Annotated in this window: 18 protein-coding genes; 9 read left to right on the forward strand and 9 right to left on the reverse strand. The window is 66.8% G+C overall.

What is annotated here, in order from left to right; all coding sequences use genetic code 11:
• The first annotated feature begins 223 nt into the window (after nt 1-223).
• Nucleotides 224-1,846: a sulfotransferase gene (locus MNR01_RS01250; RefSeq protein ID WP_241919185.1), complete on the forward strand. Its 1,623-nt coding sequence runs from the start codon at nt 224-226 to the stop codon at nt 1,844-1,846.
• A gap of 245 nt (nt 1,847-2,091) precedes the next feature.
• Here MNR01_RS01250 and MNR01_RS01255 read toward each other — a convergent pair whose 3' ends face one another.
• Nucleotides 2,092-4,857 (reverse strand): YadA-like family protein, encoded by a 2,766-nt coding sequence (locus tag MNR01_RS01255; RefSeq protein ID WP_241919186.1) that lies wholly within the window; start codon nt 4,855-4,857, stop codon nt 2,092-2,094.
• A gap of 174 nt (nt 4,858-5,031) precedes the next feature.
• Here MNR01_RS01255 and MNR01_RS01260 point away from each other — a divergent pair, with 174 nt between their 5' ends.
• Together MNR01_RS01260 and MNR01_RS01265 are read left to right on the forward strand one after the other, a co-directional pair.
• Complete coding sequence (locus tag MNR01_RS01260; protein ID WP_241919187.1) at nt 5,032-5,535, forward strand: nuclear transport factor 2 family protein; 504 nt, start codon at nt 5,032-5,034, stop codon at nt 5,533-5,535.
• Between the two features lie 254 nt (nt 5,536-5,789).
• Nucleotides 5,790-8,378: a LuxR C-terminal-related transcriptional regulator gene (locus MNR01_RS01265; RefSeq protein ID WP_241919188.1), complete on the forward strand. Its 2,589-nt coding sequence runs from the start codon at nt 5,790-5,792 to the stop codon at nt 8,376-8,378.
• Nucleotides 8,379-8,411: 33 nt separating this feature from the next.
• Here the strand turns inward: MNR01_RS01265 and MNR01_RS01270 are convergent, their stop codons facing one another.
• Nucleotides 8,412-9,440, reverse strand: a complete 1,029-nt coding sequence (locus MNR01_RS01270) for an AraC family transcriptional regulator (RefSeq protein WP_241919189.1) — start codon at nt 9,438-9,440, stop codon at nt 8,412-8,414.
• A 154-nt stretch (nt 9,441-9,594) separates the two neighbouring features.
• Between MNR01_RS01270 and MNR01_RS01275 the strand changes: the two genes are divergently transcribed.
• The 6 genes from MNR01_RS01275 (at nt 9,595) to MNR01_RS01300 (ending at nt 15,217) form a co-directional block, all read left to right on the forward strand.
• Nucleotides 9,595-10,575: a quinone oxidoreductase gene (locus tag MNR01_RS01275; protein ID WP_241919190.1), complete on the forward strand. Its 981-nt coding sequence runs from the start codon at nt 9,595-9,597 to the stop codon at nt 10,573-10,575.
• A 10-nt stretch (nt 10,576-10,585) separates the two neighbouring features.
• Nucleotides 10,586-11,434, forward strand: a complete 849-nt coding sequence (locus MNR01_RS01280) for a TauD/TfdA family dioxygenase (RefSeq protein ID WP_241919191.1) — start codon at nt 10,586-10,588, stop codon at nt 11,432-11,434.
• A 69-nt stretch (nt 11,435-11,503) separates the two neighbouring features.
• Nucleotides 11,504-12,559, forward strand: a complete 1,056-nt coding sequence (locus tag MNR01_RS01285) for a 3-keto-5-aminohexanoate cleavage protein (RefSeq protein ID WP_241919192.1) — start codon at nt 11,504-11,506, stop codon at nt 12,557-12,559.
• A 44-nt stretch (nt 12,560-12,603) separates the two neighbouring features.
• Complete coding sequence (locus tag MNR01_RS01290; RefSeq protein ID WP_241919193.1) at nt 12,604-13,929, forward strand: MFS transporter; 1,326 nt, start codon at nt 12,604-12,606, stop codon at nt 13,927-13,929.
• Nucleotides 13,926-14,591 carry a DsbA family oxidoreductase gene (locus MNR01_RS01295; RefSeq protein WP_241919194.1) on the forward strand — a complete coding sequence of 222 codons (666 nt, stop codon included), beginning with the start codon at nt 13,926-13,928 and terminating at the stop codon, nt 14,589-14,591. The genes MNR01_RS01290 and MNR01_RS01295 overlap by 4 nt, the downstream gene beginning before the upstream one ends.
• A 59-nt stretch (nt 14,592-14,650) precedes the next feature.
• A complete protein-coding gene (locus MNR01_RS01300; protein WP_241919195.1) occupies nt 14,651-15,217 on the forward strand; it encodes an alpha/beta hydrolase in 567 nt (188 codons plus the stop codon).
• Between the two features lie 90 nt (nt 15,218-15,307).
• Here MNR01_RS01300 and MNR01_RS01305 read toward each other — a convergent pair whose 3' ends face one another.
• From MNR01_RS01305 to MNR01_RS01335, 7 genes are all read right to left on the reverse strand, one after another.
• Entirely contained in the window at nt 15,308-16,948 is a 1,641-nt protein-coding gene (locus tag MNR01_RS01305) for a 3-(methylthio)propionyl-CoA ligase (protein ID WP_241919196.1), read from the reverse strand.
• A 1-nt stretch (nt 16,949) separates the two neighbouring features.
• Entirely contained in the window at nt 16,950-19,358 is a 2,409-nt protein-coding gene (locus MNR01_RS01310; protein WP_241919197.1) for an MMPL family transporter, read from the reverse strand.
• 26 nt (nt 19,359-19,384) lie between these two features.
• Complete coding sequence (locus MNR01_RS01315) at nt 19,385-20,467, reverse strand: YCF48-related protein (protein ID WP_241919198.1); 1,083 nt, start codon at nt 20,465-20,467, stop codon at nt 19,385-19,387.
• An 85-nt stretch (nt 20,468-20,552) separates the two neighbouring features.
• The gene (locus tag MNR01_RS01320) at nt 20,553-21,911 is read right to left on the reverse strand and encodes a DUF1329 domain-containing protein (RefSeq protein WP_241919199.1); all 1,359 of its coding nucleotides are present in this window, start codon (nt 21,909-21,911) and stop codon (nt 20,553-20,555) included.
• 31 nt (nt 21,912-21,942) lie between these two features.
• A complete protein-coding gene (locus tag MNR01_RS01325; protein ID WP_241919200.1) occupies nt 21,943-23,808 on the reverse strand; it encodes a DUF1302 domain-containing protein in 1,866 nt (621 codons plus the stop codon).
• A gap of 338 nt (nt 23,809-24,146) precedes the next feature.
• Nucleotides 24,147-24,956: an isocitrate lyase/phosphoenolpyruvate mutase family protein gene (locus tag MNR01_RS01330; protein ID WP_241919201.1), complete on the reverse strand. Its 810-nt coding sequence runs from the start codon at nt 24,954-24,956 to the stop codon at nt 24,147-24,149.
• A 62-nt stretch (nt 24,957-25,018) separates the two neighbouring features.
• Complete coding sequence (locus tag MNR01_RS01335; protein WP_241919202.1) at nt 25,019-25,966, reverse strand: M28 family metallopeptidase; 948 nt, start codon at nt 25,964-25,966, stop codon at nt 25,019-25,021.
• Nucleotides 25,967-25,980 lie beyond the last annotated feature (14 nt).

Raw genomic sequence — 25,980 nt, forward strand, 5'->3', positions numbered from 1 at the left:
GTTTGGACGTCGCGAACGGCCGCGACCCATGCAGACTCGGGCCTGAATCTGCGTCCGGAACTCCCCACCGCGGGGGGGTGAATCGCGCTGGTCGGGTGGTCCACTGGATGTCCGGGCGCGCGCGCGTGTTCATACCCGCCAAAGGGTGCGCGAGGCATCCGCCCGGGCTTCGCACCGATGCCATGGACCTGCCCGGCGCCTCCCCCCCATCCGGACTCCCGTCATGCAGCAACCCGATCTCCAAGCCCTCTGGCTCCAGGCCGTCGCCCATTTCGATCGCGACGAACTTCGCGAAGCCGAGACGCTGTGCCTGCAGCTCGTTGAATATGCGCCGGAGCGCCCGCTGGCCTACACCATGCTTGCGCGCATCTGCCATGCGCTCGGTCTGACCCGACCGGCAACCTTCAACGCCTTCCAGGCGAGCCGGCGCTGCATCCAGGCGCCGGTGCACGACGTCCTGATCGTGGCGGCGGTGCTGGTCGAAGTGGGCGAGCACCAGCTCGCGCACGCGGTGCTGGGCTTCATCGATGCCGAACACGCCGACGCCGAGTCCCTGCTCGAAGTAGGGCGCCTGTACAGCATCCTGGAAGACCAGGAGCAGGCGCTGCGCTGCATCCGTCTGGCCAGGGCCGGTGGTCGCAATGGCGGCTTCGTCGACCACATGGAAGGCATCGTGCTCAGCTTCCTGGGCCCCATCGACGAGGCCGTCGCGGCCTGCGAATCGAGCGTGGCCAAGAATCCCGGCTACGGCCACGCCCAATGGTCATGCGCGCAATTCGGCCGCAAGGACGGCGCGCGCGAACGCATCGAACGCATGCGTGCCGCGCTGGCCCTTCCGGACATCGACAACGACGACATCACCTACCTGCACTATGGCCTGTTCAAGGAATACGACACCCTTGGCGAGACAGACGAGGCGTGGGCCTCGCTGATGGCCGGTGCCCAGGCGCGGCGCGGCGTCACCGAACACGACGCCGCGAAAGAGGCGGCGGCCTATGACGCGCTGATCGCGGCCACGCCCGTCAATTTCCTGGACGACTGCGCCGAGGTGCCCACCGACGCAGCCACGCCGATCTTCGTAGTCGGCATGCCGCGCACGGGCACCACGCTGCTCGAGCGGATCCTCGGCAACCATCCCCAGATCAAGACCTGCGGCGAGCTCAACGATTTCCGCCAGCAGATGCAGTGGGTCAACAATCGGCGACTCACGCTCTCGCTGGACGAGACGATTGGCAGCTATATCGCGCGCCTGGATCCGGTCGTACTCGGGCACCGCTACCTCACCAAGACTGCCTGGGCGGCGGATGGCAAGGGGTTCTACGTGGACAAGCACCCGATGAACTTCCAGTGGTGCGGCGCGATCCTGAAGGCCCTGCCGCACGCAAAGATCATCAATCTGCGCCGGCATCCGCTGGACAGCTGCTTCTCCAACCTCAAGGAACTCTTCGCGCACAAGTACTACCCGTACAGCTATGTGCTGGACGAGCTGGCCGCGCATTACCGCAACTACGCAAGGCTGATGCGGCATTGGCACGCCATCGCGCCGGGACGGATCCTGGACGTGCGCTATGAAGACCTGGCGTCGCAGCCGGATGTCGAAGCAAAGCGCGTGCAGGCGTATCTGGGTTTGCCTGAAGTCGATGGCGTCACCGATATCCTCGCCAACAAGACCGTCACCACGACGGCCAGCACCTTGCAGTTGCGCCAGCCGATCCATACCCGCAACGTGGGCGGCTGGCGTCGCTACGCGACCGGCATGGCGCCGGTGCAGGCGCTGCTGCAGGATCTCGTACACGACTATGAAGGTGTGGCGGAACCATCGCTCGCGGCAGCGGGCGGGTCCTGAGTCCGTCGGCGCCGATCCCGTCGGACGCCTGATCTCCGCAATCTGAAAGCCGGGCCCCGGTCGCCCCGCCATCGGGGCCCGGCGTCGTGACGCGTGCGCGGCAGGCGGGCGGCAGGGCGCGGCTTGAAGACCCAGGTAAACATGGGTTCGACTTCTGCAATGAAAAACGCCGTGCCGGCCCGCAAGTGCGGAGCCGGCACGGCGTACCTGGGCGGCGCCTCCCCCCGGAGGCGGCGCGCGGTGCTTTACAGATCGATACCGAAACCGACGCCGGCCGAGCTGTCATCGCTGCTGAAGGCGCCGCCGATCGAGAACGACGCGCGCTCACCGATCTGCTTCGAGTAGCCGACCGACAGCGCGCTCTCGCCGTTCTGCCAGCCTGCGCCGACGCCGATGCGGCCCTTTTCGCTGCGGCTGTTGGCCGCGTTGATCGCCATGTTCATCATGGCTGCGCTCATCGCACCTTCACGATCGATGCGCTCGTCCTGCTCGGTGAGGCGCAGACCGATCTCGTTGCCGAGATTGGAGAACTGGTCGTTCAGCGCCTGCAGCTGGGTGTCGGTGTAGGTGTTGGCTCGGGTCAGCGTCTGCGTGGCGGTGGTGTCGGTGTAGGCGTGGGCCGACGCCAGCGTCTGCGCATCACCGGCCTGCACCTGGCCGACGTTCGCGGCATCGGTCGCGGCGGTGCCGGCGGCGACGTTGGTGACCCGGCGGGTGTTGCTCGCCGAACCGACCGACACGGTGTTGGCCTGGTCGGCCACCGAACCCTGGCCCAGTGCGACAGCGCCCGTGGCGGTGACCGATGCTGCCTGGCCAAGCGCGGTTCCGCTGGCAGCAGTGACGCTGCTGTCGGCACCGATGGCGACGGCATTGGTCGCCGCGGCGTCGACGAAGCTGTTGGCGCCAACGGCGACGCTGCCGTCCGCATCTACAGTCGCGCCATGGCCGATGGCGGTATCGCGCGGGTCCTGCGCATGCGCGCCTTCACCCAATGCGAAACCGGCACCGTCGCCGACCGGCAGGCCCACGCCCGGCGTCTGCTCCAGGCCTGATACGCGATCGGTCAGGCTGCTGAAAGCGGAGCTGAGGTTGTTGAACGAGGTGTTGAAGCTGTTGAACGAGGCATCCAGCGCGCCGAACGCATCGCCGACGTTGAAGTAGCTCGAGCCCTGAATGGTGTAGTTGGGCGTGCCGAGCAGGCCGTTGACGTCGAGGGTCGCACCACCTCCGAATGCCGCCGCGACGGTGTTGAGCTGCGCGACGTTGCTGGCGCCGATGGCCACCAGCGAATTATTGAGCTGGCCGACGTTGACCGCGTCGGTGGCTTGCGTACCGGCGGCGACGTTGGTGATCTGGCGCTCGGCGCCGGCCGAACCGACCGATACCGAGTAGTCGCGATCGGCGACCGAGTACGAGCCCAGCGCAACGCTGTCGATGCCCACTGCGGTGCTGTTCATGCCGATGGCCGAGGAGCCATCGCCGATGGCAGAGCTGTAGTAGCCGGTGGCCGTGCTTCCGATGCCAATGGCAGTGCTGTAGGAGCCCAGGGCGCTGCTGTAATCACCGGCCGCCGTGGCGGTGTCGCCGAGTGCGCTGCTGGATGCGCCCATGGCGGCGGACAGCGTACCCAGCGAGGTGCTGAAGTCACCGGCGGCGATGCTGTAGGCGCCGGTGGCGACGCTGTACTCACCGCGCGCCTCGCTGAAGGCGCCGCTGGCGTTGCTCATCTTGCCCAGTGCCGCGCTGTAGGCACCCAGTGCACTGCTGTGGTTGCCGGTCGCCTGCGAATACGTGCCGACTGCCTGGCTGTAATCGCCGACCGCGTGCGAGTAGGCACCGATCGCGTTGCTGGCGAATCCCTGCGAATAGGCCCAGAAGCCTTCAGCGGTCGAGTAGTCGCCGGCAGCGAAACTGAGGAAGCCGGTGGCGTTGCTCGAGTTGCCGTAGGCGACGCTGTAGGCGCCAGCGGCATGGCTCATGTCGCCGATGCTGCGCGCATAGAGACCGGTGGCATCGGATTTCCAGCCGTAGCAGCGCGAGTCCTTGCCCAGCGCGGTGCAACCCTTGCCGAAGGACCGTGCGCCATTACCGACGGCCGTGGAGAAATCGACCTTGGCCCATGCACCGGCACCGAGGCCGGTGCTCGAATAGCCGCCGGCTTCCGAAGCCACGCCAAAGGCGCTGGCGAACTTGCTGCCGGTCGCGAGGGCGTAAGGGCCGACGGCGGTCGCGTAGGCACCGGAGGCGGAGGATTGCTTGCCGACGGCGACGCTGACGTTGCCCGTGGCCCGCGCGGTGCCGCCCACGGCGACGCTGCCGTTGAAGGCCCTGGAGGAGTAGCCCACGGCCACGGACGGTCCGCGCGGGTAGGGCGACGTGCCGGCGTTGGCCTGCGAATAAGCGCCGATCGCGATGTCACCGGCCGGTGCGCCGGCGATACCGGTGCCGGCCTTGGCGCGGTTGCCGGTGGCGATGGCGAAGTTGTTGTTGGCATTGGCGTAGGCGCCGGTGGCAACCGACGACATCCCGATCGCCTTGGCCTTGTAGCCGAATGCGGAGCCGTTCATGCCGGCCGCGCTGGAATAGGCACCGAATGCCGAGCCCTGCGCGCCGGCTGCGCTGGAGTAAGCGCCGAATGCAGTAGTGGCGTACTGGGTCGCTGCCGCCAGGTAGCCGCCGGCCGTCGAGGCCGTGGCCGACGCGTTGGCTCGGGCGCCGAACGCAGAGGAGTTGTTGCCGGTCGCGTTGGCGCCATCGCCGACTGCGGTGGACTTGTTGCCGGAGGCAGTGGCCAGGTGGCCGACGGCCGACGAATTGTCGCCGCTTGCCAGGGCGCTGTCGCCAAAGGCAGAGGCAAATACGCCGGTCGCGGTCGCGCCGGAGCACTGGATCTGGCCAGCGGCGGCGCCGGCACAGTCCTGGGCGAAGGCGGCCGGCGCGGCCATGGCCAGCAGCACGGCAGCGGTGAGGGTCGCGCGGACCGGGGTCTTGCTACGACAAGCGCTATTCACGAAAGGATTCCCCAAGAAATATGAATCGGCAACAGCCGAACCCGCGTTGGGCCTACGCACCAACGCGACCGACATTGCAGCCAACCCTGGGGGCCGACACCCCCCGGACAGGGGGGCGCGCAGGGGGGCGGAACACGCGCCAATGTCGGCCCCCCCACTGATCGGTACACGCACGTGCGTTCTGTCGTTCTCGCTTCTTCCCTTGCGCTCGGCTGCATCGCTGCCGGTGCTGCGTTTGCGAAATCCCCTCAGCCGTCCGTGCCGAGCCCGGCGGCGGCGGAGCAGGGCGCTCGCGCTGCGTCATCGCCGGCCGCGAACGAAGCGGTGCAGGCGGTCAATGCGTTCATTGCCGCACTCGCTGGCGGGCGACTGGAGGCCGCGCGCCAGCTGATGACGCCGGACGCGATCGTGCTGGCAAACGGCCAGGTGCTCGGCGTCCGCGACGGCTATCTCAACGGACCGGCGAAAGGCGATGTCGCCGCTCTGGGCAACTTTCAGCGCGAACTGTTGCGCCGCGACGTCAAGGTCGGGGCCAACCTTGGCTGGGTCGTCAGCGAGACGAGCTTGCGTCCCGCGACCGGCGCGGGCCAGGTCGTGACCGAAACCATGCTGGTCGTCAGGACGAACGAAGGCTGGAAGATCGCGCACATCCACTGGTCTGGCCGGCGTGCCGGCTGATTCCGCCTGGAGACGGTGAAGGTATGCGTCGTTATCGGTCGGACACACCCACCGCAGACGGTGGCCCTGCAGCGCTGGCCCAGTTGATCAGGCTTCGGAACGATCCCTCCGCCGGCACTTTCGGCCGGGTGAAAGCCCTTTCCGGGCGATCGGGTAAGCTGCGGCTGCGCGGTGTCGCCCAGGTCCGACCAGCCGACATGTCCGACTCCGAGATCACCCTCAAGATCACGCCACCGCGGCTGCCGCGCGCGGCCGTGGAGCGCGAGCGCCTGTTGGGTTTCTGGGACGACGTCAACGAGCGCACCGCCATCCAGCTCGTCGCGCCTGCAGGCTTCGGCAAGACCACGGCACTGCTGCAATGGCGCCGCCGCTGGCTGGAACACGGGGCCATCGTGGCCTGGGTGGGTTGCGACGACGAGGACGATCCGGCCCGTTTCGTCGCGGCGTTGAGCCGTGCCGTTCGCAGCGCAAGCGGCCGGCTCGTGCCGGGCTCGCCCAGGTCGGGCATCGCCGCACTGACAGACCTCTTGTCCGAAATTGCGCAGCGTGGCGCGCAGACGGTCATCGTCATCGACGAGGCCGAGCGCCTGCCGCATGCCACCGTCCGCACGTGCGTGCAGTACCTGCTGTTGAACGCACCGGCGAACCTCAGCGTGGCCATCGGCTCGCGCATGGCGTTGCCGTTGCGCGTTGCCGAACTGGCGGCGAAGGGCAACCTTGCGACGCTGTCCGGCGATGACCTGCGACTGCGATATGAAGAGTCGCTATCGATTCTCGAGAAAAGCCTGGGTCCCAAGCTGACCCTGGACGAGCGCGCATTGCTGCACGAAACCACCGAGGGTTGGCCCATCGGCCTGCAACTGGCGATCGCGATGGCAGAGCACGATGCCGATCCAGGCGCCGCCGTGCGTTCGCTTTCGGCACGGCGCGGCCACATCCAGGACTACTTCGTGGAATCGCTGCTCTCACGCCTGCCCGCGTCCACCGTGGCATTGCTGACGCGCGTTGCCATCCTCGACGACATCAATCCAGAACTGTGCGAACTGGTGAGTGGCCAGGCCGATGGCGCCGCGCAACTGCAGCAGATCATCGGCGAAACGCCGATCGTGGTCGTAGGCGAGGATACGGAGTGGATCCGCCTGCATCCGCTGGCGCGCGATTTCCTCCTCGGCCGGTTCGAACAACTGTCGCGGCAGGAGCAGGCGGAACTGCATGCCCGCGTTTCGCACTGGTACGCCAGGCACGAGCGATACCACGAAGCGGCCAGGCACGCGCTGGCGGCCGGCGATGAGGCGCAGGCCCAGGCGTTTGCGTCGCGGTCGCTGTGGACGCTTGGTACACAGGGCCAGATCGCGGAGGCGCGGGAATGGCTGGAGCGAATTCCCGCGGCCATGCTCGCGCGCGATTCCGGACTGAAGCTGGGGGCCGCCTTCGTTCTCGCGGCGACCGACCGCAACGCCGAAGCCCTGACGATCGCGCAAGAGGTCATCGACGATCCCGCCACGTCAAACGAGTCCCGCGTCGAGGCGCTGCGGGTTGCGGCGGTTGCCATGATCTATGCCGACCATCTCGGACTGATCCCGGAGTTGATGGCGCGTTGGCTGCCGCTGCTGTCCGAACACGCGGAGCCGCTCTACGCAGTTTCAAGCCTGAACGCGCAAGCGATGGCGGCCTTGCATGCCGGCACCACCCGCACGCTGCGCGGGCTGCTGGACCAGGCTGCGCATCACGGCGAAACGGGGTCGTTGCGAATGGCGGCAGGACTCAGCCGGATGCTGCGCGCAATGGGCCAGCTGTGGGATGGCGAGCCCGAACAGGCCGCCGCGACCTTGCGCCAGGCCGTCGCGCAGTCGGAGCTGGAGAGCGGACGTCGCAGCATGATCGCGTCGCTGCAGGCCTCGGTGCTGGCCGCAGCGCTTTTGCGCGTGGGTCGTCCGGGCGAGGCGCTGCCGTTGCTCGCGAACCGGCTCGATGTCATCGAGCAATGGGGATCGCCGGACAACATCCTGCTGGCCTACCAGACGCTCGCGCGGAGCGCACTCGTCGAAGGCGACGAGCGGCGGGCACTGCAGGTGCTGGAGGAAATGGACGCATTGGCCGAGCGCCGGCACCTGCCGCGCCTGCGCATCCACAGCCTCGCCGACCGCATCCGCATCTACGCCGCGCACAATGCCCGGGAAACGATCACGGCGCTGACGAGCGCGCTCGACCAGGCCGTGGGGGAAATGCAGCGCGCCGAACTACGTCCGCTGCTCCAGGAGTGCCAGCTCGCGGCCGCCATAGCCAAGGCGGACGCTGCGCTCGCGCGCCACGCCGTGGACGACGCCGAGTTCCTGCTCGATGTCGGCGATGCCCTGGCTAAGTCGTTGCGTCGCCACGGCGACATGCGCTCGATCATGGTGTTGCGCTCGGTGGTCGCATGGAAGCGCGGACACGAAACCGCAAGGCCACTGCTGAAGGAGGCCATCCACCTCGCCACCGCGGCCGGCGACGCCTGGCTGCTGGTCCATGCCCATCCACTGGCGCTGGACATGGCCAAGGACTGGGAGGCGGGCGTCGTCGCCGAACCCAGGCGCACACGCGCCGTGAAGCTCGCGGCGGCGCCGCGGCCGGTGCTGGAGCGGCCGTTGCTGGTGCGCAACGGTGTGCTGACGTCGAAGGAATCGGAGGTGCTTGGCCTGCTCGCACGGGGACTGTCGAACAAGGCGATCGCGCGCATCCTCGACGTCAGTGGCGAGACCGTCAAATGGCACCTCAAGAACCTGTTCCAGAAGCTGTCCGCCACGACCCGCAAGCATGCGGTGGACCGCGCGCGCCTGCTTGGACTGCTCCAGGAAGGATGACCGGCCTGGCACGCGGACGTTGCCGACGCCGGATCAGGAGCGGCTTTTCGGCACTTCGCTGCGCGAGCGCAGGTCCTTGCGCCACGCCCTTGGCGCCATGCCGAACTCGGCGGTGAACCAGCGCGTGAACGAACTGGGCGCCGAGAATCCCAGCAGCCGTCCGACCACCTGCAACGAGTATTGCCGGTTTTCCATGTAGCGAACCGCCAGATCGGTGCGGACCGAGTTGAGGATGTCGGAGAAGGTTTCGTTGGCTTCTTCGAGCCGGCGCTGGAGCGTGCGCACGTTCATGCCGCGACCGTGCGCGACCTGCTCGATGGTCGCCTGGCCCATCGGCATCAGGATGTAGAGGTCCTTGCGGACATCTGTGGTGATGGAATGCTTGTCGGGAGTTGGCAGTGCTTCCACCAGGCGTTTGACGTACACCGCCATGGCCGGATCGGCTGACGGGTTGCGGTAGGTCAGGTCCGCCGCATCGCAGACGATGCCGTTGAAGTCGCGGTCGAACTCGGTGGCGCAGCGGAACACGCGGCGATGCACCAGCAGGTTCTCCGGTCCGCCGTGGGTGAAGTTGACGCTGTGCGGCTTCCAGTGCGGGCCGAGCAGGAATCCGCACAGGCGGTACAGCGCACCGAGCGCCAGTTCGATTGCCTGGCGCGAGGTCGGGCCCGGGCCGGGCACGAACTCCTCGCGGATCACCACCGTGCGGCCTCGTTCCTCGACATGGATGGCCAGCAGCTCGTTGAGCAGATGGCGGTACTTCATGGTCGTCATCAGGGCATCGCGCAGCGTCGGCTGATGGATCAGCAACAGGCTGACCACGCCGAAGTCCGACAGCTGTCGCGACTCGGCCATGCGCAGGCCGAACGTGTCGCAGCCGGTCTGGCGGGCGGAGTCCTCCAGCAGCTTGACCGCAGCGGCCGCGGGGATGCGGCGCTCGGGATCGGACAGCATGGTCCGGCTCAGTCCGGCGGCGCGCAGGAGTGGCTGCGGATTCAGGCCGAGTTGCTGCGCCACTTCGAAGTAGTTCTTCAGCGTTGCGGCACGGATGAGGCTGCTCATGGACCGGTTCCAGGGCTCGGACGCCTTGTCATGATATGAGAAATCCGTGTCGCCGTTTGGAAAGAATTGCGCCCCTCTGCCTGCCTATAGTCGAAGCCGTAAGCCCCCATGAGGGGTGCCCCGATTCATAGTTGAGAGGTTGCAGAAAACTGCCATGGCCCACGCTGTTCGATTCCATGAGGCCGGCGGCCCCGAAGTCCTGCGCTACGAGTCCGTAGCCGTCGGTGAACCGGGTCCGGGCCAGGTCCGGCTGCGCCACGTCGCGGTCGGTCTGAACTACGCCGACACCTATTTCCGCAATGGCACGTATGTGATCCCGCTGCCCGCCGGTATCGGTGTCGAGGCGGCGGGTGTGGTGGAAGGGGTAGGCCCCGATGTCGACCACGTCGGCGTTGGCGACCGTGTCACCTATACCGGCTTCATCAACACGCTCGGGGCCTACAGCACCGAGCGCCTGGTGCCCGCTGCGCCGCTGATCAAGCTGCCCGAGGCCATCGCCTGCGAGACCGCCGCCGCCATGACCATGCGCGGCCTGACCGCGGCCTACCTGATGCGCCGCATTCATCCGTTCCAGGCCGGCGATTCGATCCTGCTGCATGCCGCCGCCGGCGGTGTCGGCCTGATCGTCGCGCAATGGGCGCGACTGCTCGGCCTGACCGTGATCGGGACGGTGTCGACGGAAGCCAAGGCCGAGATCGCGCGTGCCCACGGTTGCGACCACGTCATCAACTACAGCCACGAGGACGTCGCCAAGCGCGTGCGCGAGCTGACCGGCGGCGTCGGCGTGTCGGTGGTGTTCGACAGCGTCGGCAAGGCCACGTTCGAATCCTCGCTCGATTCGCTCAAGCGCCGCGGCCTGATGGTGTGCGTTGGCACCGCCTCGGGCCAGATCCCGCCGTTCAATCCGCAGCTCCTGGCGATGAAGGGTTCGCTCTACATGACCCGCCCGGCGCTTGCCGATTACATCGCCGATCCTGCCGAGAAGGCCGAACTGGCCGCCGAACTGTTCGACCACGTCGCAGCCGGTCGCATCCGCATCGGCATCAACCAGCGCTATGCGCTGCAGGACGCGGTGCAGGCGCATCGCGACCTGGAGTCGCGCAGGACCACCGGCTCGTCCATCTTCGTGATCTGAGACAGAACTCATGCGCGCCGAACTGCTGACCTGCGCCATCGGAGCCGAACTCGTCGGCGTCGACCTGGCCGATGCCGTCCACGACGATGGCCTGTTCCAGGAGCTGCGCCGCTTGCTGGTCCAGCACAAGGTGCTGTTCCTGCGCGACCAGGACATCACCCGTGCCGAGCACGTGGCCTTCGCCCGACGCTTCGGCGAGTTGGAGGACCACCCGGTCTCGGGCAGCGACCCGGAGAACCCGGGACTGGTGCGCATCTACAAATCGCCCGAGCTGCCCAACGAGCGTTACGAGAATGCCTGGCACAGCGATGCCACCTGGCGCGTGGCGCCGCCGTTTGGCTGCGTGCTGCGCTGCGTGGAATGCCCGCCGACCGGCGGCGACACGATGTGGGCGAACATGGTGCTCGCCTACGAGAAGTTGCCCGGCCACATCAAGCAGCAGATCGATGGCCTGCGCGCCCGGCACAGCATCGAAGCGACCTTCGGCGCGGCCATGCCGATCGAGAAGCGCCTGGCACTGAAGGCGCAGTTCCCCGATGCCGAGCACCCGGTGGTGCGCACGCATCCGGACACCGGCGAGAAGATCCTCTACGTCAACGCCTACACCACGCACTTCACCAATTTCCACACGCCCGACAACGTGCGTTATGGACAGGACTACACGGCAGGCGGGCAGCAGCTGCTGCAGTACCTCATCAGCCAGGCCCATGTCCCCGAGTACCAGGTCCGCTGGCGCTGGGCGCCCAACAGCATCGCCATCTGGGACAACCGCAGCACCCAGCATTACGCAGTGATGGATTACCCGCCGTGCCATCGAAAGATGGAGCGCGCCGGAATCATCGGCGACGTGCCCCGTTGACCTGCACCTGATTCCATCCGGCACCGCCGATCCGATTGCATCACCGCCGCGCCTTTCACGGAGATACCCATGAACTTCCTCGATGGATCGTTGTTCCCCGAGAACCAGCCCAAGCTGGTGATCACCGCCGCGCCGTATGGCCCGGAGTGGCTGCCGTCGGACTTCCCGGAGGACATCCCGGTGACGATGGAGGAGCACATCCAGAAGGCGGTCGATTGCTACAACGCCGGCGCCACCGTGCTGCACCTGCACGTGCGTGAGCTGGACGGCAAGGGTTCCAAGCGGCTGTCGATGTTCAATGAGCTGCTGGCCGGCATCCGCTCGCGCGTGCCCGACATGATCCTGCAGGTCGGCGGTTCGATTTCGTTCGCGCCGGAAGGAGAGGGCAACGTCGCCAAGTGGCTGTCCGACGACACCCGGCACATGCTGGCCGAGCTGAAGCCGGCGCCGGACCAGGTGACGATCGCGATCAACACCAACCAGATGAACGTGGTCGAGCAGATGTGCGAGGCCGACCTGGCCGGCACCAGCCTGGGCACGCCGGAGGGTTACCGCGCCTACCGCGAGATGACCATCCCCGCCGGTCCGGAATGGGTCGAGGAGCACATCCGCCGACTGTCGGCCAATGGCATCCAGACCCATTTCCAGCTTGCCAACATCACCCAGCTGGAGACGGTCGAGCGCATGATGCGCAAGGGCACCTGCAACGTGCCGCTGATCCTGACCTGGGTGGCCATCGGTGGCGGCTTCGATGCGCCGAACATCTACAACCTGGCCAACTTCGTCCGCGGTTGCCCGGATGGCTCGGTGCTGACGCTGGAGTCGTCGATGCTCAACGTGCTGCCTCTGAACATGATGGCGATCGCGATGGGCCTGCACGTGCGCTGCGGCAACGAGGACAACCTCTGGACCCAGCGCCGCGACCGCAAGATGAGCAGCGTCGAGCAGATCGAGCAGCTGGTGCGGATCTCCCGCGAGTTCGGCCGCGACATCGCCACTCCCGCCGAGGCGCGCGAGATCTACCGCATCGGCACGTTCTACAAGGATGCCGACGAGACGCTTGCGGAGAATGGCTTTGCGCCCAACCGCCGACCCGTCTGGAAGGGCGTGCCTCAGCCGGCATGAGGCAGCCCGCATGACTTCCGCCTACTGAACTGCAGGTTCAACCCATGGCTTACCACTCCATACCGAACAGCGGCAACGACGATCCCGGCGCGCGGATTCCGCGGCGGTATGCCTGGGTCGTGTTCGGCCTGAGCTTCGGCCTGCTGCTGTCAGACTACATGTCGCGGCAGGTGCTCAATGCCGTGTTCCCGCTGCTCAAGCAGGAGTGGGCGCTCACCGATGCCCGCCTCGGGTTGTTGAGCGGCATCGTCGCGCTGATGGTGGGCTTGCTGACGTTCCCGCTGTCGCTGCTCGCCGACCGGTTCGGACGGGTGAAGAGCCTGGCGCTGATGGCGGCCATCTGGAGCCTGGCCACGCTTGCCTGCGGCCTGGCGCAGCACTACCCGCAGATGCTGGTCGCGCGTTTCTTCGTCGGCGTGGGCGAGGCGGCTTACGGCAGCGTCGGCATTGCAGTCGTGCTGTCGGTGTTTCCGAAAGACATGCGCGCGACGCTGACCGGTGCCTTCATGGCCGGTGGCATGTTCGGCTCGGTGCTGGGCATGGCGCTGGGTGGGGCCGTGGCCGCACATCTCGGCTGGCGATGGGCATTCGCGGTGATGGCCCTGTTCGGGCTGGCGCTGGCGTTGCTGTATCCGATCATCGTCAGGGAAAAGCGCATCGCGCCGCCTGCACGGACGGACCAGCCTCGCGTTGAGGCGCCGGCGGCTGCACGGGTGCCGCTGCGCAGCCTGGTCAACAGTCGTTCGGTGGTGGGGGCCTACATCGGCAGTGGCCTGCAGTTGTTCGTCGGCGGCACGGTCATTGTCTGGATTCCCAGCTACCTCAATCGCTACTACGCGATGGCGACCGACGTAGCCGGCGGCGTATCGGCCATCATCGTGCTGGTCAGCGGCATCGGCATGATCGCCTGCGGCATGCTCAGCGATCGCATGTGCCGCAACGCGCCGGAACACAAGTTCAACCTGGCCATTGCCTACAGCCTCGGCAGCTGCGTGCTGTTGTCGCTGGCATTCGCGCTGCCGCACGGTACGCCGCAACTGGTCATGATCGCCCTGGGCATGATGCTGGCGGCCGGCACCAGCGGACCGGCCGGAGCAATGGTCGCCAATCTCACGCCGCTGCCGATCCATGGCACCGCATTCGCGACGCTGACGCTGGCCAACAATCTGCTGGGCCTGGCCGCGGGGCCGCTGGTGACAGGTCTGCTCGCCGATGCACTGGGCCTGGCCAAGGCATTCCAGCTGGTGCCGCTGATCAGCGTGGCCGCTGCCGCCGTGTTCTATTTCGCCAAGCGCCACTACCTGACCGACGTCGAGCACGTGGGAATCCACGCGCGCAGCTACGCTGCCGGGATGCAGGCGCAGACGTGAGCACCGGCGACAAGCTGACGATCGACATCCACTTCGACCTGATCTGCCCCTGGTGCTTCATCGGCAAGCACCAGTTCACGATGGCGCGGGGCAAGTTCATCGGGTTGTTCCCCGCGACCGTTGTGGAAACGGTGTGGCATCCGGTGCAATTGCTGCCCGACGTTCCGGAGCCGGGGCTGCCGTTTGCCGGATTCTACGAACGGCGCCTGGGCTCGGCCGAGGCGGTCCGGCAACGGCAGAAGCAGGTTGCACAGGCGGCCAGTAGCGTGGGTCTCGACCTCGACCTGTCGGCCATCGAACGCATGCCCAACACCGCCCGGGCACACCATCTGCTGAGGCGCGTCGCCACGCTGGGCGAGCTGGCGCTGTACGAGGCATTGCTCGATCGATTGTTCGCCGCGTACTTCCAGCGTGGCGAGGATATCGGCGATGCGGCGACGTTGCGGATGCTGGCAGCGGAAGTCGGCGTGCCATCGCAGGTCGTCGACGTGGCGCAGGCCGACGCTGGCAGCGTTCCGGCCACCTCTGCCGTCGAGGGAGTGCCGAACTTCGTGTTCAACGGGCGCCTGTCCCTTTCCGGTGCGCGCGATGCCGCGATCCTGCTGATGGCCATGAGCAAGTCCGTGCAGGTGCTAGCCGGGAACAGCGGCGCGGGATCGTGACCGAAAGCAACAGGGCTACCACCATTCGCCGGGCGTGAGCGCGGCCCGAGGACTCTGCGATGACCATCCAATGCCCCGTGCTTATCGTTCCAGGCCTGCGCGAGCACGTGCCCGAACACTGGCAGACGCTGCTCGCTGCCGGATTGCCGAAAGTGAGTACGGTGCCGCCGCTGGAGCAGGACAAGCTCAGTTGCGCTGCGCGCGTGGAAGCATTGGATCGTGCGCTGGCTGCGATCGATGGCCCGGTGATCCTCGTCGCCCACAGTGCCGGGGTGATGATGGTGGCGCACTGGGCGCTGTCGTCGAAGTCGCATCGCCCGATCAAGGGCGCGTTGCTGGCCACGCCTGCTGACGTGGAGATCCCGTTCCCGGTCGGCTATCCGACGCTGGACACCCTGCGCGAGCACGCCTGGCTGCCGATTCCGCGAGATCGGCTAGGCTTCCCGAGCCTGCTCGCGGCCAGCCGGAACGATCCGCTGTGCGCCTACTCGCGTGCACAGTCGCTTGCCCGCGACTGGGGCAGCGAGCTGGTGGACCTCGGCCAGGTGGGCCACCTGAATCCCGCCGCGGGCTTCGGCAAGTGGCCGCAGGCATTGGAGCTGATAGCCCGGCTCGACGCCATGTAACGAGTAGCCCGGGTAAGCGAAGCGCACCCGGGTCTGGCGCGTGCCACCCCGGGTGCGCTTCACTTACCCGGGCTACGTGTCACGCGATGATCAGGCTTCTTCCGGAAAGCGGTAGTCGCGGAACTGCTCGCGCAGCGCCGCCTTGTGCAGTTTTCCGGTCGCGGTATGCGGCAGCTGCGGTACGAACAGCACGTCGTCGGGGAGCCACCATTTGGCGACCCGGTCCTCGAGGTAGCGCAGCACGGTCTCGCGCTCCATCGTCTGCCCAGGTTTGACGACGACCAGCATCAACGGGCGCTCCTGCCACTTCGGGTGGGCGATGCCGATCACAGCCGCCTCGGCGATGGTGAGATGCCCCATCGCGGCGTTCTCCAGCGCAATGGAAGAGATCCACTCGCCGCCGGATTTGATCACGTCCTTGGCGCGGTCGGTGATCTGCATGTAGCCATCGGCGTCGATGGTCGCAACGTCACCGGTGTCGAAGTAGCCTTCGTCGTCCAGGATCGATCCGCCTTCGTCGCGGTAGTAGGCGCCAGCGACCCACGGGCCGCGAATCTTCAGATGACCGGCTGCCTTGCCGTCATGCGGAAGGCGACGGCCCTCCTCGTCGGTCAGCTTGAGGCTGACGCCAAACACCGGGCGACCCTGCTTGGCCTGCACTTGCAGGCGCTCTTCCAGCGGCAGCGAAGCGTGCTTTGGCAAGAGATTGCAGACCGTGCCGACCGGCGAGGTCTCTGTCATGCCCCAGGCATGGACCACGAACGCGCCGAAGTCGCGTTCGAAGGCCTCGGCCATCGCCCGCGGCGCCGCGGCACCGCCGATCACGACACGGCGAAGGGCCAGCTCCGCGGACGGCTTCAGGCCTTCGGCCGCGGCATGCTGCAGCAGCATCATCCAGACCGTGGGAACGCCCAGTGCGAGTGTTACCCGCTCGTCGCGAAGCAACTGGTAAACGCTTGCACCGTCGAGGGCGGGGCCGGGCAGGACCAGCTTGGCGCCGCTCATGGCGCCGGCGTAGGGCATGCTCCAGGCGTTGACATGGAACATCGGCACGACCAGCAATGCTGTTTCGTCCCGCGAAACGGCCAGGCTGTCGACGGTGCAGGCGCCGTAGGCGTGCAGCACGGTGGAGCGGTGCGAGTACAGCACGCCCTTGGGCATGCCGGTCGTGCCCGAGGTGTAGCAAAGCGAAGCGGCGGCACCCTCATCCAGGTCCGGCCAGTCGTAGTCGCCGGTCTCGGCCGCGAGCAGTTCCTCGTAGCATCGCAGGCCGGGAATGGCGCATTCGGGCATGTGCGCGCGGTCGGTCATCACCACGAAGTGGCGAACGCTCGCCAGCTTCGGCAGCAGCTTCTCCACCAGTGGAACAAAGCTCAGATCGAAGAACAGGACCGTGTCTTCGGCGTGGTTGATGATGTATTCGAGCTGCTCGGGGAACAGGCGCGGGTTGGCGGTATGCAGCACCGCCCCCATGCCGGACACGCCGAAGTACAACTCCATGTGGCGGTAGCCGTTCCACGCCAGTGTGCCGACACGGTCGCCTCGTTGCACGCCCAGGGCGGTCAATGCGCTGGCCGCCTGTCGTGCGCGCCGATGGATGTCGCGGTAGGTGCAGCGGTGCACCGGGCCTTCGACCGTGCGAGAGACCACTTCGGCATCCGGGTGGCAGGCCACCGCGTGCTCGATCAGGGACGACACCAGCAGTTTGTGGTCCTGCATCAATCCCAACATGTCATGCCTCCACTTTGCGCAGCAGGAAGTGCGAGAGCGCGGGAATGAGGACCAGTGCGCCGATCATGTTCCACAGGAACATGAAGGTCAGCAGGATGCCCATGTCGGCCTGGAACTTGATCGGGGAGAACGCCCAGGTGATGACGCCTGCGGCCAGGGTGATGCCCACCAGGGCGACGACCTTGCCGGTGAACATCACCGCATGCCGGTAGGCAGCGGCGAGCGGCACGCCGGCCCGCTGCTGGCCCAGCTGCACGCTCAGCAGGTACAGCGCGTAGTCGACGCCGATGCCGGCACCGAGCGCAATCACCGGAAGCGTGGCGACCTTGACGCCGATGCCCAGTCCAACCATCAGCGCTTCGCACAGGATCGACGTCAGGATCAGAGGCAGGACCGCAACGACCACCGCGCGCCAGCTGCGGAAGGCCACGAAGCACAGCAGTGCGACCGCGCCATAGACGTACAGCAGCATCGAGCGGCTGGCGCTGCTGACCACTTCGTTGGTCGCGGCCTCGATGCCCGCCGAACCGGCGGCCAGCTTGAAGGTCACGTCGCGATCGTTGTGGCGCGCGGCGAAGTCCTCGGCGATGGCGGCCACGCGCTTGAGCGAGTCGGCCTTGTGGTCGGCCAGGTAGGCGATCACCGGCAGGACCGTGCACTCGGTGTTGAACAGGTCCGGATTGAGCACCGTGGCCTGCTGGCCGGAGTAGTTGATCACGTCCTGGTTGCGATTGAGGGTCAGCCACTTCGGGTTGCCTTCAAACGAACCGGCGGTGATGTTGCGCACCGCATCGGCCAGCGACACGGTGGTCTGCACCGCGGGGTCCTGCTGCAGCGCCCAGCCCAGGCGGTCGGCCTGGATCAGCGTCTTGTAGTTGAGGCAGGCGTCCTTGGGCGTCTTGACGATCACCGCGAACAGGTCGCTCGACAGCGCGTAGTTGGCGGTGATGAAGGCGTTGTCCTGGTTGTATCGCGAGTCCTTGCGCAGCTCGGGCGCGCCCGGGTCGAGGTCACCGACCTGCAGGCCGCGGCTGATCCACAGGCCGCCGGCGGCGAGCAGCACCGCACAGGTGATCGCACCGATGGCCCAGCGCCGCTCTGTGAACCGGTCGAGGACGTTCCAGAAGGCTCCGAAGCCACGACCGCGTGCTTCCTCGTCCTCTTCGCGCAGGCTGCGCTTGGCCGCTGCCGGGCTGACGCCGACATAGGACAGCAGCACCGGCAGCAGGATCAGGTTGGTGAACACCAGCACGCCGACGCCGATGCTGGCGGTCAGTGCCAGTTCCTTGATCACCGGAATGTCGATGGTCATGAGCACCGCAAAACCGACCACGTCGGCAAGCAGCGCGGTCAGACCGGCCAGGAACAGGCGGCGAAAGGTGTAGCGTGCGGCGATCAGGCGATGGGTGCCGCGGCCCACGTCCTGCATGATGCCGTTCATCTTCTGCGCACCATGGCTGACGCCGATGGCGAAGATCAGGAAGGGCACGAGCACGGAGAACGGGTCCAGCTCGAAGCCGAGCAGGCGCACCAGGCCCAGCTGCCAGATCACCGCGACCACCGAGCAGGAGACCACCAGCACGGTGCTGCGCACGCAGCGGGTGTACAGGAAGATGATCAGCGCGGCGATCAGGGCGGCGCCGAGGAAGAAGCTGGCGACCTTCACCAGGCCTTCGATCAGGTCGCCGGCCAGCTTGGCAAAGCCAATCACGTGGATCTTGACCTTTCCGTGCCCGGCGGCCTCGTACTTGGCGCGCACACGCTGCTCGAGCTGCTGCGAGAACGCGTGGTAGTCCAGGCGCTCGCCGGTCTCCGAGTTTCGCTCGAGCAGGGGCACGAACACCATGGTCGAACGGAAGTCGTTGGCGACCAGGTTGCCGACGATGTTGGCGCGGCGGATGTTGAGCTTGAGCGCATCCACCGATGCGGGCGTGCCGTCGTAGTTGTCGGGCATCACCGGCCCGCCGACGAATCCTTCCTCATTGACCTCGCTCCAGCGCACGGCCGGGGTCCAGATCGACTTCATCCAGGCCCGGTCGACGTCCTGCATCAGGAACACTTCGTCGTTGACCTGCTTGAGGACTTCCAGGTAGCCGGGATCGAAGATGTCACCGTGGGTGTTCTCGACCACCACGCGTACCGAGTTGCCCAGGCCGCGCAGGCTGCCGCGGCTCTCCAGGTAATTCTTGATGTAGGCGTGGCCGTGCGGAATCATCTTCTCGAAGCCGGCGTTGATCGCCAGCTTCGTTGCCTGGAAACCCAGCAGCACCGTCAGCAGTGCGCAGGCGACGACGATCAGGAGCCGATGGTTGAAGATGGCGCGCTCGAAGAATTGTCCCGAGCGATGGTCGAAGCCCTCGATCGAGTGGACGACCGGCATGTCGTCGGGCAGCGTGTCTAGCTTGTTCAAACGCATATCCTCACGGACAAATCGGTTTACAGTTCAGGGCGCACGACGCGCACGCCACGAAGTCCGGTCAGGACGACGGCATCGCCGGATACGGCCAGGCCGGTGCAGGGCATGGCACCCTTCAGTTCGAGACGGCGGAAGTGCGCGCCGTCGTCCCCACTCACCAGCACGTCACCGGCCATTGAGCACAGCAGCAGGCGTCCGTCGGGCATGACCTGGCCGGCGGTGATCGACGCGGTCGTGCCGGTTTCCACCGTTTCCCAGCTCTGGCCGCCGTCGAGTGAGCGATAGGCGGTGCCCTTCAGGCCGTAGGCGAGGACGAGCCCGGGCCGGGTGAGCAGGCCGAAATAGCTGCCTTCGTACGGGGTCTGCAACGCGTTGAAGCGGGACGTCGCCGGATCGAAGCGCAGCGCCAGTCCCAGTTCACCGACGATGTACAGGCCGTCGCTGCTGCCGCGGATGCCGTACAGGTGGTAGAAGCGGTCGTTCTGCGTGTGGTCGACCCAGGGCTCCCAGGTCTTGCCACCGTCGGTGGTATGGAAGATCAGGTTGTAGGCGCCGACGACGAAGCCTTCGTTGGCGTTGGCGAACCAGACATCCAGGAACGGACGGCTCGGGCCTTCCGTCGCTGCACGCTCGGACTCGGCCTTGAGTGCCTCGAGCAGGGTCACGTCGGTGGTCGCGGGCAGTTGCCGCACGTGCTCGAGCATCAGCGCATTGGCGCGACGGCCATCGAGCTGGACGGTCCAGGAAGCGCCGCCGTCGGCGGTGTGCAGTACCACGCCTTCGTGGCCGACGGCCCAGCCCTGCTTTGCATCGACGAAGTGCAGGGCGGTCAGGTCGGCGCTGACCGGGACCTTGGCCTGGTGCCAGGACGCGCCCAGGTTGTCGGAGTAGACGATGTGGCCGCGTGCACCTGCGGCGACCAGGCGCTTGCCGGCCACGGCGCTGGCTTGCAGCACGCGTTGCGTGGCCAGCGCGCTGGTCGTGGCGGGTTGATCGAGCACATCCGTGAATGTGGTGCGGCCGGGGGCCGATGAAGCAACGGATGCGACGAGCAGCGTCGCCAGTCCGGCCATGGCGGCGTGCCTGAGGCGAAGGTGATTCATGAAGTGATTTCGTTCAGCGACGGGGCTTGGAAGAGCAGACCTCCGGCGGCAGCAGGCCGCCGCCGGAGATCGTGTCCGTCATGACTCAGCGGACGCCGGCACCGGCCAGTGCGTCGGGCGACCACTGGTTGACCGGGAGCGGGTTGGTGTAGCGGATGCCGTCGTACGGACCCATCAGGAAGCTGATGTTGTAGACGCCCGAGGTCAGGTCGTAGAACACCTGGGTTTCGGCGTTGGGCGTCTTGGTGTCGTAACTGGGCGACATGTGCGCGAACGAAGCGCGGTACAAACGGCCATTGGCGTCGTACTGGTCGGCGGCCAGCGCGGTCCAGCTGTCCTCATCGAGGTAGAAGGTGCGCTTGGCGTAGATGTGGCGCTTGCCCTGCTTCAGCGTTGCTTCCACTACCCACACGCGATGCAGTTCCCAACGCACCAGGTCGGGATTGACGAACTGCGGCGTGGTCACCTCGGCAGCCTTCTTGTGGTAAGTCAGCCGGTAGTTGTTGTACGGAACCAGCATTTCCTTCTTGCCGACCAGCTTGAAATCGTAGCGGTCCATCGAACCGTTGAAGATCCAGGCATCGTCGTAGGTCGCCGAGCCGGCGGTGCCGGGGTTGGGGGTGTCATAGGAGATGTCCGGTGCGAGCTTCACGCGGCGCTGGCCGGGCAGGTACAGCCAGGCGCGGCGCGGACGCTTGAACGGATTGACCACGTCGACCGCCATCAGCGCTTCGCCAGCGCGGCGCGCCGGTGCGTTGTAGAAGATCTTGGTGCGGAAGTAGACATCGGTCTCTTCCGCCGGCTTCGCCGCCGCCGGGTCGTAGTAGGGATACTCGACGAACAGCCTGCCGCTGGTGGCCAGCGCCGGCGTGCCGGAAGCGTCGACGTTCCAGTTGTCGTACTTGAAGTTGCTGGCCACGCCGACGTAGCGCAGCAGGTGGTTCCACATCGCCTCGTAGCCGCTCTTGGGAATCGGGAACGGATAGCCGCCGATGGCGCCGGAGATGCCCAGTCCACCGTCCTTGGTGCTGGCGCGGGTGGCGTTCGCGGCGGTGTTGTCGAGCACGCGATCGGGCAGCGCCACGGTGCGGTGGGTCGGGTACACGTCGATGCGGTAGTTCGGGTACTTCTTCAGCAACGCGCGCGCACCGACGGTCAGCTGGCCTTCGTACTGCGCCATGTTCTTGGCGGTGATGGTCAGGCGCGGCTTTTCAGCGGCGAATGGATCGGTACGGATCGAAGTGCCGGCCTTGAAGCTGGCCGGTGCCGTGGTCAGTCCACCGGTGTAGGCCGGAATGGTGCCATCGGCATTGGCGCCAGTCTCGGCGCCGACGCGGGTCAGGCGCGTGCCGAGCTGCTTGGCCTCGTCCGCGGTCACAGCCGCCTGGGCGTTGCCGAGTACGGCCAGCAGTGCGCCGGCCAGGAGGGTTTGGGCGAATTTCATGGTGTGTTCCTCTGCAAATGTCTGGAGTGCTTCAGAGCGTGGTCTTGAAGGTGAAGACCACGAAGCCGCGATCCGTCAGCAGCGAGTTGGCGCCACCGTATGAGGTGATGGCGTTGGCGGAGTTGGTGGTGGCGCCACCGAGGAAGTCGACGTACTTCAGGTCGAAGCGGTACTTGGAATGAAGATCGACGGCCACGCCGACGGAATAGCTGCCGGCTCCTTCGTTGCCACCCAGCAGCACGGCGGAGTTGCCGCTGATGCCCTGCGAGTAGCTGATCGGCACCGACAGGTCGGCACCCGGGAAGACCTGGTACTTGGTCGGCGTGAAGTTGACCGCCAGGCCGTAGAAGTCCTTGGTCACCTTGTCTTCCGGCGTGACCGGCGTGCCGCCGGGACCGATGACGGTGTAGTTGCTGCGACCCTTGAAGACGGCAGCGCCTTCCTTGACGTCGCTCCAATGGTTCCAGGTCAGTTCGACGATCAGGTTCGCCGCATCCCAGATCGGCGTGTCGGCGAAGCTGGCGAAGCCGTTGAGCACGCCGTGCCAGGTGGAACCGCGCGCGCCGCCGGTTTCGCCTTCGGTGGGCGCGGCGAACAGGCTGCCCGGCGGCAGCGAGGCTGCCAGCGGTGCCAGCGATGCCGGCAGCACGCTGACGGTGTCGCTGAGCAACGGCATGTTCTCGCGGTAGTTCAGGTCGGCACCGACGCTGACGCCCCACAGGTTCTTCGACAGGCTCAGGCCGTAGATCTTGATGTCGTCGGCGTAGGCGGCGGCATAGCGGCCGATGGTGCCGCCGAGCACTTCCGGTACGGTTGCCGCCGACGGATTGATGTAGCAGGTGGTCGCGTTCAACGGCACCAGGCCCAGTGCGCGGCACAGCGCCGCCGGCGTGCCCGGACGTACCGCCGGGGTGGCGTTGCCCTGCGGCAGGACGTCGGCCGTTTCGCGGTAGTAGGCGCCGAGCGTGCCGTCGAGCCACTGCGGGCTCCAGCGCGCGGACAAACCGAAGTCGCCATGCTTGTCCGGCTCGCTGTCCTCGCCACGCACCAGGCGGTTAACGCCCAGCGGATTGGCGGCGGACACCGGTGCGGCACTGAAGATGAAGGACTCGCCGCCGCGCAGCAGGTGGTCGTTGAAGCCGAGGAAGGCGCCGGATTCGGGGATGCGCGCCTGCTCCCAGTCGAAGAAGTACTGACCGGCGAGGGACAGCTCGGGAGTGACCTGGATCTGCGCCGAGATCGCTTCGCGCGGCAGGAACAGCTCCTTGGCTTCGGTGCCCGGGACCGAGAACAGCTTGCCCAGGTCCAGTGCCGACTGGCCGTAGCTCAGGCTGTGCACCGGGCTGAGCATCGCCTCGCCCCAGAACACCGTGTGGCGGCCGAGCTTGACGTTGACCGGCATCGAGCCCAGGTCGAACTTGCCGAACACGAACGCGTCGAGGACTTCGCCCGACGGGCCGTGGAAGTAGCGGTCGGTTTCGTCGCTCAGGCCGATGGCGGCACGGCCGTCGCGCATGTGGTTGGACGAGGCGAGGTTGGTGTTGTCGATGTTCTCGTAGGCCAGGTCGTACCAGCCGGCGGCGCTGACGCGGAAGCCGAGGCGGTCCTGGTAGACGAAGTCCAGCTCGCTCAGCAGGTCGAAGCGCTCCGACACCATGCCGGTGTCGAAATTGCGGTCGCCGTCGTCGTAGTTGGGGCTGTTGAGGATCTTGGCATCCTGGTTCTCGACACGATTGGCCAGGTTGACGCGAATGGTGTTGTCCCAGCGCAGGACGATGTCCGGATTGCCGGTGTTGATCTCTACTGCGCCGGCGCTGCCGGCAGCCGCCAGCGTGGCCATGATCATGGCGCTGAGCAGGCGCCTGGGCGCCTTCGATACTGCCTTCGTTGCGTTCATTGACTTCACTGCACCCCGCCCCCGTGGTTGTGTTCGAAAGTCCTTCGGGCCGTCCGTTCTTTCGCGGCGGCAACCGAATGGAGCGATCGACTATAGGGAGGCAGTGGGGTGCAAATTTTTACAAACGGCGTCAGCGACTTGTCATTTCATGACAAGGCCGCCGGAGCGTTTTCATGAACAGCGACCGCGCGCAGCCGCGCATGCTGGCGCTCGCGCGAAGTGCAATTCCGGCTTGAATCCGGGGAGATATTCGACACTGACGGTCCGGGGCGGGGCCCCGGAAACACCCGGTTCAGTTGCGGAAATTGAACATCCGCGCGCGCCCGGCGCGGTGCCGGTCAGCGATCGGCAAACAGGCCGTTGATGGCCCCGTAACCCATCGCCTCGGGCGATGCCGGGCTGCGACCGCTGCGCAGGAACTCCTGCGCGCCCGCACGCGTATGCGCGAACGCCTCTTCGGAGAGGTTGGACCCGGCACTGAGCCGACGCACGCCCAGCGACTCCAGCCCGGCCGTGTCGGGCAGGTTGGGGCGCAGCATCACGTTCAACGGCACGCCGGCCCCGGTGGCGATCTCACCGATCTCGTCGGCTTGCGTCAGGCCCGGCACGAACAGGCCATCGGCACCAGCTGCCCGGTACTGCGCGGCGCGGGCCAGGGTGGGCGCGACGCGCTGGCCGGCGGGTGCCAGTCCCCGCAGGTAGACATCGGTGCGTGCGTTGACGTAGACATCCAGCCCGCGCTGAGCGCATTCGCGCTTGATCCGCTCGATCTTGGCGCAGAGCAGCTCCGGGGCGCCGGCGCCGTCCTCGAGGTTGATGCCGACCACGCCGATGCTCGCCAATTGCACGACATTGGCCGCCACGACCGCCGGATCATCGGAGTAACCACCCTCGACATCGACGCTGAGCGGAATCGCGATTACGCGCGCGATCGCGGTTGCAGTCGCGACCAGCTGCGCAATCGGCAACTGGTCGCCGTCGGCATACCCGTTTGCCCAGGCAACGCCGGCACTGGTGGTGGCGATCGCCTTGGCCCCGAGGCTCTCGATCAGCCGCGCACTGCCGGCATCCCAGGCATTGGGCAACAACAGCAGTCCGCCTGCATGAAGTTGACGGAACTGCGTTACGTACCGGGCGTTGCTCGACATGGAGGCCTCACGATGGGATGGGGGCGAAAGCGTTGGATCAGCGTGGCATGGACGGCTGGCGATTACTGGCCGTTTGCGGACATCCCGGTCGCTGCAGCCGGTGCTGCAGCATCCCAACCGCGCAACGCCTTCTCGACGGCATCCACGCCGCGCACGGCCGCGCTCGCATCGACCTGGTCGATCGTGTCCTTGTCGCTGTGGATGACCGCCATGACTTTCGCCGGCGCGGCGGGCTTCTTGCCGGCGTAGGCCTCCAGTACCAGCTTGATCTCATCGGCACCGACCAGCGAGTACGACACCGCCGGCCAGCCGGCGCGGATGAAGGGCAGGTGGTCGGTGGGCGGGTACTGCTCGCCAGGCGAGAAGCCGATGCCCACCGCACCGGTCGCGGTCCTGCTGTTGTCGACCAGTGCCTGCTGGCCCTGCGCAGGCGCCATCATCCACAGCGTGTCGCCCCAGCCGAACACATCGAAGTTCACGTACAGCGCAGGCTTGGTCTTGCCCGCTGCGACATAGGCCTTGGAACCGAGCAGCCCGGCTTCTTCCAGATCCCAGAATGCGATCGCGACGCGGTGATGCTGCAACGGCTGCGCGCGCAGGCGCTGCGCGAGCGCGAGCACGGTCGCGCTGCCGGAAGCGTTGTCGGTGGCGCCCTTGCCAAGCTCGACGCGGTCGGAGTGGGCGCCGATCAGCAGCAGCGGTGCACCGTCCGGGCCGCCGAGATCGGCGATCAGGTTCTCGCCCTGGCGCTTGCCGTCGACGAACGCTTCCTTGCGCCAGGTGATGCCCATCGCGTCCATCCGCTGCGTGATCGCGGCGCGACGCTGTGCATTGGCACCGGCGTCGGAGATCGCGCGCACATCGCCAAGCCACTGCGTAGCCGGCGTGCTTGCAGAGGGCGCGCCTGCAGCGGGCGCGACTACTGCGGCGGCGGTGGGGCGCGTTGCTTGCGTGGTCGGAGCGCACGCGGCAACCAGGAGCACGGCAAGAGCGGGGGCGAGCTGACGCATGTGGTCGGAACCTT

Origin of the sequence: Lysobacter sp. S4-A87 (assembly GCF_022637455.1) — a bacterium.
Taxonomy (GTDB): Bacteria; Pseudomonadota; Gammaproteobacteria; order Xanthomonadales; family Xanthomonadaceae; genus Lysobacter_J.